General features: G+C 70.8%; 11 protein-coding genes. 10 read left to right on the top strand and 1 reads right to left on the bottom strand.

Translation table 11 applies throughout. The annotated features are described in order from the left end of the window. The first annotated feature begins 16 nt into the window (after nt 1–16). From chvE to mmsB, 3 genes are all read left to right on the top strand, one after another. Complete coding sequence (gene chvE, locus O7546_RS16950) at nt 17–1156, top strand: multiple monosaccharide ABC transporter substrate-binding protein (protein WP_071094585.1); 1140 nt, start codon at nt 17–19, stop codon at nt 1154–1156. Between the two features lie 84 nt (nt 1157–1240). Then, a complete protein-coding gene (gene mmsA / locus O7546_RS16945; protein ID WP_194799086.1) occupies nt 1241–2779 on the top strand; it encodes a multiple monosaccharide ABC transporter ATP-binding protein in 1539 nt (512 codons plus the stop codon). Then, nucleotides 2776–4023 (top strand): multiple monosaccharide ABC transporter permease, encoded by a 1248-nt coding sequence (gene mmsB / locus O7546_RS16940; protein ID WP_194799087.1) that lies wholly within the window; start codon nt 2776–2778, stop codon nt 4021–4023. Before mmsA ends, mmsB begins: the two co-directional genes overlap by 4 nt. A gap of 59 nt (nt 4024–4082) precedes the next feature. Here mmsB and O7546_RS16935 read toward each other — a convergent pair whose 3' ends face one another. After that, a complete protein-coding gene (locus O7546_RS16935; protein ID WP_194799088.1) occupies nt 4083–5738 on the bottom strand; it encodes a ricin-type beta-trefoil lectin domain protein in 1656 nt (551 codons plus the stop codon). Between the two features lie 638 nt (nt 5739–6376). On the opposite strand from O7546_RS16935, the gene araB reads away from it, so the two are divergent. From araB to araA, 7 genes are all read left to right on the top strand, one after another. Next, entirely contained in the window at nt 6377–8059 is a 1683-nt protein-coding gene (araB, locus tag O7546_RS16930) for a ribulokinase (RefSeq protein WP_194799089.1), read from the top strand. Further along, complete coding sequence (locus tag O7546_RS16925) at nt 8056–8727, top strand: L-ribulose-5-phosphate 4-epimerase (RefSeq protein ID WP_194799090.1); 672 nt, start codon at nt 8056–8058, stop codon at nt 8725–8727. The genes araB and O7546_RS16925 overlap by 4 nt, the downstream gene beginning before the upstream one ends. A gap of 97 nt (nt 8728–8824) precedes the next feature. Continuing rightward, entirely contained in the window at nt 8825–9820 is a 996-nt protein-coding gene (locus tag O7546_RS16920; protein ID WP_194799091.1) for an ABC transporter substrate-binding protein, read from the top strand. Nucleotides 9821–9892: 72 nt separating this feature from the next. Beyond that, the gene (locus O7546_RS16915; RefSeq protein WP_194799092.1) at nt 9893–11434 is read left to right on the top strand and encodes a sugar ABC transporter ATP-binding protein; all 1542 of its coding nucleotides are present in this window, start codon (nt 9893–9895) and stop codon (nt 11432–11434) included. Beyond that, entirely contained in the window at nt 11431–12501 is a 1071-nt protein-coding gene (locus tag O7546_RS16910) for an ABC transporter permease (RefSeq protein WP_194799093.1), read from the top strand. Before O7546_RS16915 ends, O7546_RS16910 begins: the two co-directional genes overlap by 4 nt. Next, nucleotides 12498–13490 carry a galactofuranose ABC transporter, permease protein YjfF gene (gene yjfF, locus O7546_RS16905; RefSeq protein ID WP_128137185.1) on the top strand — a complete coding sequence of 331 codons (993 nt, stop codon included), beginning with the start codon at nt 12498–12500 and terminating at the stop codon, nt 13488–13490. The genes O7546_RS16910 and yjfF overlap by 4 nt, the downstream gene beginning before the upstream one ends. A 26-nt stretch (nt 13491–13516) precedes the next feature. Beyond that, nucleotides 13517–15019, top strand: a complete 1503-nt coding sequence (gene araA / locus O7546_RS16900) for an L-arabinose isomerase (RefSeq protein WP_194799094.1) — start codon at nt 13517–13519, stop codon at nt 15017–15019. Nucleotides 15020–15081: the final 62 nt, after the last annotated feature.

The raw sequence follows: 15081 nt of genomic DNA, 5'->3' as shown, positions 1-15081 counted from the left end.
GACAGGGAGGACGCTCGTGCGCAGACGACTTCTGGCCGCACTCAGCGGTGCCGCGCTCGCGATCAGCCTGGCCGCCTGCAGCGGCGAGGGCGCGGGAGGCGGCGGAGACACCAGCTCGGCCAAGCCCGGCGACCTGACGATCGGCGTCTCGATGCCGACGCAGACCTCGGAACGATGGATCGCCGACGGCAACTCGGTGAAGGAGAAGCTCCAGGCCAAGGGCTACAAGGTCGACCTGCAGTACGCCGGGGACGACATCCCGACCCAGTCGCAGCAGATCGACCAGATGATCACGCAGGGCGCGGACGTGCTGGTCATCGCCCCGATCGACGGCACCGCGCTCAGCGGCCAGCTCCAGGCCGCCGCGGCCGCGAAGATCCCGGTCATCTCCTACGACCGGCTCATCCGCAACAGCCCGAACGTGAGCTTCTACGTCAGCTTCGACAACTACAAGGTCGGCGTGGCGCAGGCCAACGCGCTCCTGGTCGGCCTCGGCCTGCTCACCAAGGACGGCGCCAAGGGCACCGCGACCGGCCCGTTCAACGTGGAGCTGTTCGCCGGGTCGCTGGACGACAACAACGCCGGCTTCTTCTTCAACGGCGCGATGGACACGCTCAAGCCGTACTTCGACGCCGGCACGCTGAAGGTCAAGTCGGGGCAGACCAAGATCGAGCAGGCGGCCATCCTGCGCTGGCAGCAGGAGACCGCGCAGAAGCGGATGGAGGACCTGCTCACCTCCAGCTACAACGACGGCAGCAAGGTCGACGGCGTGCTGTCGCCGTTCGACGGCCTGTCCCGCGGCATCATCACCGCGCTGCAGAACGCCGGCTACCGCGGCGGCGCCAAGAAGATGCCGGTGGTGACCGGCCAGGACGCCGAGGTCGCCTCGGTCAAGCTGATCAACGACGGCGTGCAGAGCTCGACGGTGTTCAAGGACACCCGGCTGCTGGCCGAGCAGGCGGTCATCGCCGCCGAGGCGTTCCTGCGCAAGGAGGAGCCGAAGGCCAACGAGACCAAGGCGTACAACAACGGCGTCAAGGTCGTGCCCGCGTTCCTGCTGCCGGTGCAGACCGTCTACAAGGAGGACATCAAGTCCGTCCTGATCGACTCCGGCTACCTGACCGAGCAGGAGGTCGCCGCCGGACGGGCCGGCTGACCCGCGCGGCGACGGGCCCGGCGGCCACCGCGCCACCGGGCCCGTCCGCTCCGGACACCTCGACCACGAGCAGGACGGATACCCATGAGCGATCACATCCTCGAGATGCGGGGCATCACGAAGACCTTCCCGGGCGTGGCCGCGCTCCAGGACGTCTCGCTCGCCGTACGGCGCGGCGAGATCCACGCGATCTGCGGTGAGAACGGCGCCGGCAAGTCCACCCTGATGAAGGTGCTGTCCGGGGTCTACCCGGCGGGCAGCTACGACGGCCAGATCGTCTTCGACGGCGAGCCGGTCGGATTCCGGGGGATCCAGGACAGCGAGGCCCGCGGCATCGTCATCATCCACCAGGAACTCGCCCTGGTGCCCTACCTGTCGATCGCCGAGAACATCTTCCTCGGCAACGAGCGCCGCGGCCGCGGCGGGCTGATCGACTGGCACCGGACCAACGCGGAGGCCGCGGCGCTGCTGCGGTCGGTCGGGCTGCACGAGAACCCGGTCACCCCGGTCATCCAGCTCGGCGTCGGCAAGCAGCAGCTCGTGGAGATCGCCAAGGCGCTGTCCAAGAAGGTACGGCTGCTGATCCTCGACGAGCCCACGGCCGCACTCAACGACGTCGACTCGGCGCACCTGCTGGACCTGATGCGCCGCCTGCGCGACCAGGGCATCACCTGCATCATGATCTCGCACAAGCTCGGCGAGATCACCGCCGTCGCCGACTCGACCACAGTCATCCGCGACGGCCGTACCGTCGAGACGCTGGACATGTCCGACGGCGCCGTCACCCAGGACCGGATCATCCGCGGCATGGTCGGGCGCGACCTGGCCGCCTTCTACCCGAGCCGCAGCGTCACCCCGGGCGACGAGGTGCTGCGGATCGAGGACTGGTCGGTGCGCCACCCGACCCAGGACCGCCTGGTCGTCGACCGGGCCTCGCTGCACGTACGCGCCGGTGAGGTCGTCGGCATCGCCGGCCTGATGGGCGCCGGGCGCACGGAGCTGGCGATGAGCGTGTTCGGCCGGGCGTACGGCCGGGACATCAGAGGCCGGCTGTTCGTCAGGGGCCGTGAGGTACGGGCGCGCACTGTGGCCGAGGCCATCGCCAACGGCATCGCGTACGCCACCGAGGACCGCAAGCACTACGGCCTCAACCTGATCGACGACGTGCGGGGCAACGTCTCCGCCGCCGCGCTGCACAAGCTGGCCAGCCGTGGCTGGATCGACGGCAACCGGGAGATTCAGGTCGCCGAGCGGGGGCGGCGCGACATGAACATCAAGGCGCCGACGGTGATGTCGGTGGTGGGCAAGCTCTCCGGCGGCAACCAGCAGAAGGTCGTGCTGGCGAAGTGGCTGTTCACCGACCCGGACGTGCTGATCCTCGACGAGCCGACCCGGGGCATCGACGTGGGCGCCAAGTTCGAGATCTACACGATCGTCAACCGGCTGGTGGCAGACGGCAAGGCCGTCGTGCTCATCTCCTCCGAACTGCCCGAGCTGCTCGGCATGTGCGACCGCATCTACACCCTGGCGGCCGGGCGGATCACCGGGGAGACGCCGGTGGCCGACGCCACCCAGGAGAACCTGATGGAACTCATGACCAAGGACAGGGATCTCGTCCGATGACCAGCACGAAGCCCACGCCCCAGAAGGTCGCCGCGCCGGACACCGGCGCGGCGGCGAGCCTGCACACCGGCACCAGCGACCCGCGCGCGCTGATCCTGGGCAACCTGCGGCAGAGCGGCATCTACATCGCCCTGGTGGTGATCGTCGCGCTGTTCGCCGTCCTGACCGACGGCGTCTCGCTGAGCCCCGGCAACCTGACGAACATCGTCCTGCAGTACTCCTACATCCTGGTGCTCGCGATCGGCATGGTGATCGTGATCATCGGCGGCCACATCGACCTGTCCGTGGGATCGGTGGTGGCGCTCACCGGAGCGGTCTCGGCGGTGCTGGTCATCCGCGAGGGCATGCCCTGGTGGGCCGGCGTCCTGGCCGCGCTCGCGGTGGGTGTCGCGGTCGGCGCGTGGCACGGGCTCTGGGTCGCGTACGCCGGCATCCCGGCGTTCATCGTCACCCTGGCCGGCATGCTGCTGTTCCGCGGTCTGACGCTGCGCGTGCTGGACAACATCTCGCTGTCGCCGTTCCCGGAGGAGTACCAGCGGGTCGCGGCCGGCTTCCTCAACGGCCTGCTGGGCGGCCAGGGCTACGACGCCTTCACGCTGTTCATCGGCGCCTTCGCCGTGGTCGGGTACGCGGTGAGCGTGTTCCGGACCCGGGTCGCCCGGGTGCGCCACGAGCAGCCGGTGGAGTCGTTCCCGCTGTTCGTCCTGCGGATCGTGGTGGTCGGCGCCGTGGTCATGTGGTTCGCCTGGCAGCTCGCCCACGCCCGGGGCCTGCCGATCGTGCTGATCGTGCTCGCCGTGCTCGTGCTCGTCTACGGCCTGCTCACCCGCCGTACGGTGTTCGGCCGCCAGGTGTACGCCATCGGCGGCAACCTGCCCGCGGCGATGCTGTCCGGCGTACGGGTGAAGCGCGTCAACTTCTGGATCTTCGTCAACATGGGCTTCCTGTCCGCCGTGGCGGGCGTCATCTACTCGTCCCGCTCCAACGGGGCCCAGCCGGCGGCCGGCAACATGTTCGAGCTGGACGCGATCGCGGCGGCGTTCATCGGCGGGGCGGCCGTCACCGGTGGCGTCGGCACCGTGGTCGGCGCCATGGTGGGTGGCCTGATCATGGCGGTGATGAGCAACGGCATGCAGCTCATGGGCGTCGACCAGTCCGTCCAGTCGGTGGTCAAGGGCCTGGTGCTGCTCGTCGCCGTGGCGTTCGACATCTGGAACAAGCGCCGGGCGGCCGGCGCCCGGTGACGGCCGGCCGGACGCTCGCCCCTTCGTCCGGCCGGCCGCCGTTCACCGGCCGTAGCCGCTCACGCCCGGCTCCACCGTTGGTTGGCGTTGCCGTGGCAGGTCCAGACGATCACCCGGGTGCCGTTGGCGGTGCCCGCGTTGTCGACGTCCAGGCACAGCGACGGGAAGCGCCCGTTGCTCACCGTGCCGTTGCCGTTGACGGTCCACTGCTGGTTGGTGCCGCCGTTGCAGTCCCAGATCTGCACCCGGGTGCCGGCCGTCGCGTTCGTCGGCACGTCCAGGCACTTGCCGAGCACCTGCAACGCCTGCCCGTTGGCGGTGAACTGCTGGTTGGCGTTGTTGTGGCAGTCCCAGATCAGCGTCCCGGTGCCGTTCGCGGTGCCGGCGTTGTCCACGTCGAGGCACCGGCCGGACGACTCGCTGCGCAGCCGGAACGTGGTCGGGACCGGCGGCGGGGTGGTGGTGCCGCCCCCGCTGACCCGGTAGACCACGGTGCCGTGCGCGGGCACGCTGGCGGAAATCGTGCCGGTGCTGGTGGAGGTGGCGTCGGTCCACGCGTCGCGCAGCGTGAACGAGTTGCCGCTCTTGCCCACGGCCGCCGCCGTGGTGGAGACGGTGGTGGTCGAGCCGCCCTGGTTGAACAGCGCAACCGCCACGTCGCCGTTTGCCAGCGGCTTGGCCAGCACCCGCCGCGTGCCGTCGAAGGAGACCTGGACCGCCTGACGGCCGAGCGTGTCCTGGTTGATCGCGACCAGGTTCGCGTTGCGCAGGATCGCCAGGGTGGCCGCGCTCGCCGAGCGCACGTCGTTGCCCATCATCAGCGGCGCGGCCAGCATGGACCAGAGCGCGAAGTGGCTGCGCATCTCGGTGTCGTTCATGCCACCGTTGCCCACCTCGAGCATGTCCGGGTCGTTGAACCCGCCGGGCGCGGCGTATCCGGCCAGCGGCACCGTGACGTCGACGATGTTCTGGATGCCCATCGGGTAGCCGTTGGCCTGGCCGGTGTTCCACGCGTTGGTGATGTCCTCGGTGGTTCGCCAGAGGTTCGCCACGTCGCTCCAGTTGCGCAGCGGCCCGGTCTTGGCGTGGTAGCTGTTGGGGTTGATGCTGTAGACGATCGGCCGGCCGGTGGAGGCCAGCGCGTCGCGCATGATGCCGAACCGCGCCACCTGGTCGTTGATGGTGCCGGTGCCGGAGCACCAGTCGTACTTGAGGTAGTCCACGCCCCAGGCGGCGAACTGCCGCGCGTCCTGGTACTCGTGGTTGAGGCTGCCGGTGGCGCCGGGGAACGTGCCGCCGACCTGGGCGCAGGTCTTGTCCAGCGGCACCTGGTAGATGCCGAACAGCAGGCCCCGGGCGTGCAGGTAGTCACCGAGCGACTTCATCCCGCTGGGGAACCGCTGCGGGTGCGCCTGGAGGTTGCCCTGCGCGTCCCGGTTGGGGTCGAACCAGCAGTCGTCCACGACGACGTACTTGTAGCCGAGGTCGCGCAGGCCGTTGCTGACCATCGCGTCGGCGGTCTGGCGGATGAGGGTCTCGTTGATGTTGCAGCCGAAGGTGTTCCAGGTGTTCCACCCCATCGGCGGGGTACGGGCGACGCCGTTGTCCAGCGCCCGGGCGGGATGCGGTGCCACGGCCTGGTCGGTGACTGTCGCGGCGAGTGCCACCGCCGCGACGCCCAGGACGGCGAGCGTCCGTCGGGTCCATCTGCGCACTGGGTCCTCCTCGGTGGCCGGGCGCCGTCCGTGGCGGTGCCCGGAAGGGAGCGGCCCGCCGGTCGCACGGCGTCGCCCGTGGTCCACGGGGACGGACGCGGCACGGCAGTTCCAGCGGCCGGTCGGTGCCGGCGGGCGCTCGTGGGTGGTGGGGTTCCGGCGGTCGACGGGGTCGCCGTCCGTCGCCGCCCGGCTGCGGCGCCGGGGTTTCCCGGACAGCGGCGCCACATGTGGGGATGGCGAAATGTTATCGCTGACATCAAACACTGTAAATAGGCTGGCGGCCTGCGGGCGGCCCTCGGCGACCGTTCTCCGCGGGCGTCGCGGCGAGAAAAAGAGCCGCTGAGTGGCCCTCTGAGCGGCTCGGCGGCGGCGTCTGGACGCCGGGGCCCGGGGCGGCCGGAGCGCCGAGAGAATTTCCGGAAGTTCCATCGGTTGTTGTCGTTAACAGGGCGTCGGCCCGCGGCTTGGCCGCACCGTTGGCGTGGATCTCCCGGCCGGCGGCGGGGCCGGTCCGCGCGGGGCGGCGGACGTCGGTTCCGAGTGTCGCTGCTCGTTACGCAGCTGTTGCCCGGAGGTGTCTTGACGGATGTATATGTGAGCGCTAACACTAACCCCGTGACACGGCGGAGGTGCAAATGAGCGAAGTGGACGCGTCGGATCGGTACGTGATCGGGGTCGATTTCGGCACACTGTCCGGGCGGGCGCTCGTGGTCCGGGTCCGTGACGGCGCCGAACTCGGTACGGCGGTGCACGAGTACCGGCGCGGGGTCATCGAGACCGCGCTTCCCGACGGCGGCCCGGCGCTGCCCCCGGACTGGGCCCTCCAGGACCCGGACGACTACCGCGACGTGCTGCGCCACGCGGTGCCGGCCGCGCTCGCCGAAGCCGGCGTGGACCCGTCCCGGGTGGTGGGCATCGGCACCGACTTCACCGCCTGCACCGTGCTCCCGACGCTCGCCGACGGCACGCCGCTGTGCGAGATCCCGCAACTGCGCGACCGCCCGCACGCCTGGGTGAAGCTCTGGAAGCACCACGCCGCGCAGCCGCACGCCGACCGGATCAACGCGTTGGCGGCCGAGCGCGGCGAGCCGTGGCTCGGCCGTTACGGCGGCAAGATCTCCGCGGAGTGGCAGTTCGCCAAGGGCCTGCAGATCCTGGAGGAGGACCCGGAGGTCTACCGGCGGGCCGAGCGGTTCATCGAGGCCGCCGACTGGATCGTGTGGCAGCTCTGCGGCGCCGAGACGCGCAACGTCTGCACGGCCGGCTACAAGGGCATCCGGCAGGACGGCCGCTACCCGTCGGCGGACTACCTGGCCGCGCTCGACCCCGGCTTCGCCGACTTCGTGACCAAGCTGGACGGTCCGCTGCTGCCGCTGGGCGCGCGGGCCGGCACGCTCAGCGCCCGCGCCGCCGCCTGGACCGGGCTGCCCGAGGGCATCGCGGTCGCGGCCGGCAACGTCGACGCCCACGTCACCGCCGCGTCGGCCCAGGCGCTGCGGCCCGGCCGGCTGGTCGCCATCATGGGCACCTCCACCTGCCACGTCCTCAACGGCACCCACCCGGCCGAGGTGCCGGGCATGTGCGGCGTGGTCGACGGCGGCATCAGCCCCGGCGCCTGGGGCTTCGAGGCCGGGCAGAGCGGCGTGGGGGACATCTTCGGCTGGTTCGTGCGGCACGCCGCCCCGGCCGGGTTCGACTCGCACGAGCGGCTCACCGAGGCCGCCGCCGCCCAGCCGGTCGGCGCGCATGGCCTGGTGGCGCTGGACTGGTGGAACGGCAACCGGTCCCTGCTGGTCAACCACGACCTGAGCGGGATGATCGTCGGGCTGACGCTCGCCACCCGGCCGCCGGACGTCTACCGTGCGCTGCTGGAGTCCACGGCGTACGGCACCCGGATGATCGTCGAGGCGTTCGCGCAGGCCGGTGTGCCGGTCGACGATCTGGTGGTGGCCGGTGGGCTCACCTCCAACCGGCTGCTCATGCAGATCTACGCCGACGTGACGAACCGGCCGCTGAGCATCATCGGTTCCGCCCAGGGCCCGGCGCTCGGCTCGGCCATCCACGCGGCGGTGGCCGCCGGTGCGTACCCGACGATCCACGAGGCGTCCGCCGTGATGGGGCGCATCGACGAGGCCGTTTACCGGCCCGTACCGGAGAACGTCCGGGCCTACGACGCCCTGTACGCCGAGTACCGCGCGTTGCACGACCACTTCGGCCGCGGCGCGAACGACGTCATGCTCCGCCTGCGGGCGATCCGCAACGCGGCGGTCGACGCCGCCGCGGACCGCGCCGCCGCGACCCTGGAGGTGGTCGGATGAACAGCCAGGTCGACGCGCTGCGCGAGACGGTGGCGCGCCTGCACCGCGAACTGACCCGCTACGACCTGGTCGCCTGGACGGCCGGCAACGTGTCGGCCCGCGTACCCGGTCAGGACCTGATGGTCATCAAGCCCAGCGGCGTCGACTACGACGACCTGACCGCGGCGGCCATGGTGGTCTGCGACCTCAACGGCACCGTCGTCGACGGCGACGGCGCCCCGTCCAGCGACACCGCCGCGCACGCCTACGTCTACCGCGCGATGCCCGAGGTCGGCGGCGTCGTGCACACGCACAGCGGGTACGCCACCGCCTGGGCGGCCCGCGGCGAGGCGATCCCGTGCTGGCTGACCGCGCAGGCCGACGAGTTCGGCGGGGAGATCCCGATCGGGCCGTTCGCGCTGATCGGCGGCGACGACATCGGTAAGGGCATCGTCAGCACGCTGTCCGGCCACCGTTCACCCGCGGTGCTCATGCGCAACCACGGCGTCTTCACCATCGGCCGCGACGCGCGGGCGGCGGTCAAGGCCGCGGTGATGTGCGAGGACGTGGCCCGCACCGCCCACCTGGCCCGGGCGCTCGGCCGGCCGGTGCCGATCGCGCCGGCCGACATCGACTCGCTCTACGACCGCTACCAGAACGTGTACGGCCAACGCCCGCCGGCGCACTGACCTCGGACCGCGCCGCGCACCCCCCCACCACCACACCCGGGCCGCTCCGGCTCCCGCCGGCCGTGTGCCCGGAACATCCAACCCCGGAGGAGAATCGATGAGAAGCAGGAGCACGGCACGCACGGTCATCGCGGCGTTCGCCGGCGTGCTGCTCGCCGCCAGCATGGCCGCGTGCGGCAACAGCGACACCGGCGGCGGTTCCGGCGACGGCAACGACAAGATCGTCCTGGGCTTCTCCCAGGTGGGCGCCGAGAGTGGCTGGCGCACCGCCAACACCACCTCGATCAAGGAGGCGGCGGCCGAGGCGGGCATCGAGCTGAAGTTCGACGACGCCCAGCAGAAGCAGGAGAACCAGATCAAGGCGATCCGCAACTTCATCCAGCAGAAGGTCGACGTGATCGCCTTCTCGCCGGTGGTGGAGTCCGGCTGGGACACCGTGCTCAAGGAGGCCAAGGACGCCAAGATCCCGGTGATCCTGACCGACCGCGCCGTCGACTCGGCCGACAAGTCGCTCTACAAGACGTTCCTCGGCTCGGACTTCGTCAAGGAGGGCCGCCTCGCCGGCGAGTGGCTGGTGGAGCAGAAGAAGTCGGCGTCCGGCCCGGTCAACATCGTCGAGCTGCAGGGCACGACCGGCTCGGCGCCGGCAAACGACCGGAAGAAGGGCTTCGCCGAGGCGATCGCCGCCAACCCCAACCTGAAGATCGTCGCCTCGCAGACCGGTGACTTCACCCGCGCCGGCGGCAAGCAGGTGATGGAGCAGTTCCTCAAGGCCAACCCGAAGATCGACGTGCTCTTCGCGCACAACGACGACATGGGCCTGGGCGCGCTCGAGGCGATCACCGCGGCCGGCAAGACGCCCGGCAAGGACATCACCATCATCACCGTCGACGCGGTGAAGGACGGCATGCAGGCCCTCGCGGACGGCAAGTTCAACTTCATCGCGGAGTGCAGCCCGCTGCTCGGCCCGCAGCTGATGGACCTGGTCAAGAAGGTCAAGGCCGGCGAGGACGTGCCCGCCCGGATCGAGACCGAGGAGACCACGTTCACCCAGGAGCAGGCCAAGGAGGCACTGCCCAACCGCAAGTACTGAGTCACCCGGGGGTCGCCGTCGCAACCGACGGCGGCCCCCGTACCACCACCGTCGAAGAAGAGGTCCGATGGGATGACGGGTAACCGTCCGGTCCTGACCATGACCGGCATCAGCAAGACCTTCCCCGGGGTCCGCGCGCTGCACGACGTCGACTTCCGGCTGTTCCCGGGCGAGGTCCACGCCCTGATGGGCGAGAACGGCGCCGGCAAGTCCACCCTGATCAAGGTGTTGACCGGCGTCTACGGGACCGACGCGGGCGTCGTCACGCTCGACGGCGAGCAGGTCTCGTTCTCCGGTCCGATGCAGGCCGCCGCGGCCGGTGTCAGCACCGTGTACCAGGAGGTCAACCTCTGCACCAACCTGTCGGTGGCGGAGAACGTCTTCATCGGCCGGGAGCCCCGCCGGTTCGGCGCGGTGCGCTGGGGCGAGATGCGCCGCCGGGCCCGCGACCTGCTGGCCCGGCTCGACCTCGACCTCGACGTCTCCGCGCCGCTCGGCTCGTACTCGCTGGCGGTGCAGCAGATGGTCGCCATCGCCCGGGCGATCGACGTGCGGGCCCGGGTGCTGATCCTGGACGAACCGACGTCCAGCCTGGACGCCGGCGAGGTCGCGCAGCTGTTCCGGATCATGCGGCAGCTGCGTGACGAGGGGATCGCGATCCTGTTCGTCACCCACTTCCTCGACCAGGTCTACGGCATCGCGGACCGGATCACGGTGCTGCGCAACGGCACGCTGGTGGGGGAGTACCGCACCGAGGAGCTGCCGCAGTTCAGCCTGGTCGAGAAGATGATCGGGCAGGAGCTGGACGTGCTGGAGCGGCTCGACGAGCAGCAGAAGCGCGCCACCGTCGAGGCCGGCGGCGCGGCGCCGCTCGTGGACGCCGCCGAACTCGGCCGGCGCGGCGCGGTCGCCCCGTTCAGCCTGCGCATCCACGCCGGCGAGGTGGTCGGCCTGGCCGGCCTGCTCGGCTCCGGCCGGACCGAGGTGGCGCGGCTGATCTTCGGCGCGGACCGGGCCGACCACGGCCAGGTCCGGCTCGACGGCGGCCGGGCTCCGGTCCGCAACCCGATCCAGGCCATCGGTCAGGGCGTCGGGTTCTGCTCGGAGAACCGCCGGGCCGAGGGCATCGTCCCGGAACTCACCGTCCGGGAGAACATGATCCTGGCGATGCAGGCCGCGCGTGGCTGGCTGCGTCCGATTCCGCGCCGCCGCCAGGACGAGCTGGTCCGCAGGTACGTCGAGGCGCTGAGCATCCGCCCGGCCAACCCGGAGCTGCCGGTGCGCAACCTCTCCGGCGGCAACCAGCAGAAGGTGCTGCTGGCCCGCTGGCTGATCACCGAGCCGCGCCTGCTGATCCTGGACGAGCCGACCCGTGGCATCGACGTCGGTGCCAAGGCCGAGATCCAGAAGCTGGTGGTGCAGCTCTCCGACGGCGGCATGGCGGTGCTGTTCATCTCCGCCGAGCTGGAGGAGGTGCTGCGCCTGAGCCACCGGGTCGCGGTGATGCGCGACCGCGAGATGGTCGCCCAGCTCGACAACGACGACACGCTCGACGCCGACCGCGTCATGCGCACCATCGCCAGTGGAACGCCCCGGGAGGAGGTGACCCCGTGACCGCCGTCGCCGACCGCCTCCGCCCGCTGACCGGCCACCGCCTGTTCTGGCCGGCACTCGTACTCGTGGTCATGATCGCCGCGAACACCGTCTACCGTCCCGGCTTCCTCGCCGTCGAGGTCAAGAACGGCCACCTGTACGGCACGCCGATCGACATCCTCCGGCTGAGCGCGCCGCTGATCCTGGTGGCGCTCGGGATGACGCTCGTCATCGCCACCGGCGGCATCGACCTGTCGGTCGGCTCGCTCTGCGCGATCAGCGGCGCGATCGCCTGCCTGCACATCAGCGGGGCGGCCGACCAGAACAGCCCGGCCACGGTGGCCACCGCGCTCGCACTGGCCTTCGGCGCCGCGCTCGTGCTCGGCGCCTGGAACGGGATACTCGTGGCGGTCATCGGCATTCAGCCGATCATCGCCACGCTGATCCTCATGGTGGCCGGGCGGGGCATCGCCCAGCTGGTCACCGAGGGCCAGATCATCACCATCAACTCCGGTCCGTACCGGGCGATCGGGCTCGGGCACTTCCTGACGCTGCCGCTGGCCATCCTGATCGCGCTCGCCGCCGCGCTGCTCGTGGCCGCGTTCACCCGCCGCACCGCGCTCGGCCTGATCGTCGAGTCGGTCGGTGGCAACGCCGAGGCCAGCCGACTCGCCGGCATCCGGTCGCGGCGCATCGTCTTCCTCGTCTACGTGATCAGCGCCGCCTGTGCCGCGCTCGCCGGTTTCATGGTCACCGCGAACGTCTCCAGCGCCGACGGCAACGCCGCCGGCCTGTGGATCGAGCTCGACGCGATCCTGGCCGTCGTCATCGGCGGCACGTCGCTGGCCGGCGGCCGGTTCTCCCTCGGCGGCACCGTGCTCGGCGCGCTGATCATCCAGACCCTGACCACCACCGTGTACGCGATGAACATCTCGCCGCAGACGTCGCTGCTGTTCAAGGCCGTCGTCGTCATCGCCGTCTGCCTCGTGCAGGCCCCGGCGTTCCGGGCCCGGCTGCGCCGGCGACGGCGCGGGGCCGAACCCGGCCCGGCGGCACCGCAGCGGGAGAAGGAGCAGGTGCCGGCATGAGCAGCACGTCGTTGACCACCGGCCGGTCGTGGCGGCCCAGCCTGCCCCGGCGGCACGTCCCGGTGCTGGCCACGCTCGCCCTGCTGCTGGTCATGTACGGCATCGGCGTGTCCCAGTACCGCGCCTTCTCCAACGTCCAGGTCGTCTTCAACGTCTTCATCGACAACGGCTTCCTGCTCGTCGTCGCGGTCGGTATGACGTTCGTGATCCTCACCGGCGGCATCGACCTGTCCGTCGGCTCGGTGGTGGCGATGACCGCGATGGTGTCGGCGTCGCTGCTGCGCGACGGCCTGCCCGCCGCCCTGGTGCTGGTGATCGCGCTGCTGATCGGCCCGACGCTCGGTTTCCTGATGGGCTGCGCGATCCACTTCTTCGAGATCCAGCCGTTCATCGTGACACTCGCCGGGATGTTCTTCGCCCGGGGCATGTGCACGTTCATCAGCGACGCCTCGATCTCCATCACCGACGGCTTCTGGACCTCGATGTCGCAGCAGCGCATCGGCGACCCGGCCGGTAACTTCGTGTCGATCAGCGTGCTGATCGCGTTCGCCGTGGTGCTGATCGCGGCGTACGTGCTGGCGTACACCCGGTTCGGCCGCAACGTGTACGCGGTCGGCGGCAACGCGCAGTCGGCGCTGCTGATGGGCCTGCCGGTGGCGCGGACCCGGATCGCCGTCTACACGATCAGCGGGCTCTGCTCGGCCATCGGCGGCATCCTGCTGTCGTTCTACACGCTGTCCGGCGCGCCGCTGATCGCCGTCGGGATGGAGCTCGACGTGATCGCCGCCGTGGTGATCGGCGGCACCGTGCTCACCGGCGGCTCCGGATATGTCTTCGGCACCGTGCTCGGCGTGCTGGTGCTGGGCGTGATCCAGACGCTGATCACGTTCGACGGCAGCCTCAACTCCTGGTGGACCAAGATCGTGATCGGCGGCCTGCTGTTCGCGTTCATCCTCCTCCAGCGCCTCATCGGCATCCGGTTCAAGTGACGGTTCCTAGCGCGGAAGGCAACAACATGGCAACTCACCCCCAGCCCGAGGTCTGGTTCCTCACCGGCAGCCAGGGCCTCTACGGCGAGGACACCCTGCGGCAGGTCGCCGAGCAGTCCCGGCAGATCGCCGCGCGCCTGGACGAGTCGCCGGACATCCCCGTACGCGTGGTCTGGAAGCCGGTCCTCACCTCCAGCGCGGACATCCTCGCCGCCTGCCGGGACGCGGCCACGCAGGGCGCGGTCGGGGTGATCGCCTGGATGCACACGTTCTCCCCGGCCAAGATGTGGATCTCCGGGCTGGACGCGCTGCGCACGCCGCTGCTGCACCTGCACACGCAGGCGAACGTGGCGCTGCCGTGGGACGACATCGACATGGACTTCATGAACCTCAACCAGGCCGCGCACGGCGACCGGGAGTTCGGGTTCATCCAGACCCGGCTCGGGGTGGCCCGCAAGACCGTCGCCGGGCACGTCACCGACCCGCGGGTCGTCGGGCGGGTCGCGGCCTGGGCCCGCGCCGCGATCGGCTGGTCCGCGGTGCGGACGCTGCGGCTGGCCCGCTTCGGTGACAACATGCGCGACGTCGCGGTCACCGAGGGGGACAAGGTCGAGGCGGAGCTGCGCTTCGGCGTCTCGGTCAACACCTACGGCGTCAACGATTTGGTGGCCGCCGTCGACCAGGTGCCCGACGCCCAGGTCGACGACCTGGTCAAGGAGTACGACGACACCTACCGCGTCGCCGCCGAGCTGCGGCCCGGCGGGGACCGGCACGACTCGCTGCGGTACGCGGCGCGCCAGGAGCTGGGCCTGCGCGCGTTCCTCGACGCCGGCGGGTTCCGGGCGTTCACCACGAACTTCGAGGACCTCGGCGGGCTGCGCCAGCTCCCCGGGATCGCGGTGCAGCGCCTGATGGCCGAGGGCTACGGCTTCGGCGGCGAGGGGGACTGGAAGACCTCGGTGCTGGTGCACACGCTCAAGGCGATGGCCGTCGGCGTGCCGGGCGGCACCTCCTTCATGGAGGACTACACCTACGACCTGACGTTCGGCCAGGAGCTGATCCTCGGCGCGCACATGCTGGAGGTGTGCCCGAGCATCGCCGCCGACGTGCCGAGCGCGGAGGTGCACCCGCTGAGCATCGGCGGCCGGGAGGACCCGGTACGCCTGGTCTTCGATGCCGCGCCCGGCCCGGCCGTGGTGCTGGGCATGGCGGACATGGGGGAGCGGTTCCGGCTGGTCGCCAACGCGGTGGACGTGGTGCCGCCGCCGCACCCGCTGCGCCGGCTGCCGGTGGCCCGCGCTGTCTGGCGTCCGCAGCCCGACCTGGCCGGCTCGGCGGAGGCGTGGATCACCGCGGGCGCGCCGCACCACACCGTGCTGTCCCAGGCTGTCGGCGTGGAGGAGCTGCGCGACCTGGCCGCGATGGCCCGCACCGAGCTGGTGGTCATCGACGCCGAGACGCGTCCGCACCGCTTCGCCGACGAACTGCGCTGGAACCAGGCGTACTACCGGCTCGCCCGGGGCTTCTGAGCCCTCGCCGGCCGATCGTGCCGGCCCGCGCGGCGGTGCCCCTCGTTACGGCTTGACGAACG

The sequence above is a fragment of the Micromonospora sp. WMMA1976 genome (genome assembly GCF_027497335.1).
In the GTDB taxonomy this organism is placed as follows: Bacteria; Actinomycetota; Actinomycetes; order Mycobacteriales; family Micromonosporaceae; genus Micromonospora; species Micromonospora aurantiaca.
This window is presented reverse-complemented; position numbering and strand designations above follow the sequence as displayed.

What these genes read in the sequence shown, in the direction of transcription:
- mmsB (WP_194799087.1), top strand. Translation starts at nt 2,776, where the DNA reads ATGACCAGCACGAAGCCCACGCCCCAGAAGGTCGCCGCGCCGGACACC.
- mmsA (WP_194799086.1), top strand. Translation starts at nt 1,241, where the DNA reads ATGAGCGATCACATCCTCGAGATGCGGGGCATCACGAAGACCTTCCCG.
- araB (WP_194799089.1), top strand. Translation starts at nt 6,377, where the DNA reads ATGAGCGAAGTGGACGCGTCGGATCGGTACGTGATCGGGGTCGATTTC.
- O7546_RS16920 (WP_194799091.1), top strand. Translation starts at nt 8,825, where the DNA reads ATGAGAAGCAGGAGCACGGCACGCACGGTCATCGCGGCGTTCGCCGGC.
- araA (WP_194799094.1), top strand. Translation starts at nt 13,517, where the DNA reads ATGGCAACTCACCCCCAGCCCGAGGTCTGGTTCCTCACCGGCAGCCAG.
- O7546_RS16925 (WP_194799090.1), top strand. Translation starts at nt 8,056, where the DNA reads ATGAACAGCCAGGTCGACGCGCTGCGCGAGACGGTGGCGCGCCTGCAC.
- O7546_RS16915 (WP_194799092.1), top strand. Translation starts at nt 9,893, where the DNA reads ATGACGGGTAACCGTCCGGTCCTGACCATGACCGGCATCAGCAAGACC.
- yjfF (WP_128137185.1), top strand. Translation starts at nt 12,498, where the DNA reads ATGAGCAGCACGTCGTTGACCACCGGCCGGTCGTGGCGGCCCAGCCTG.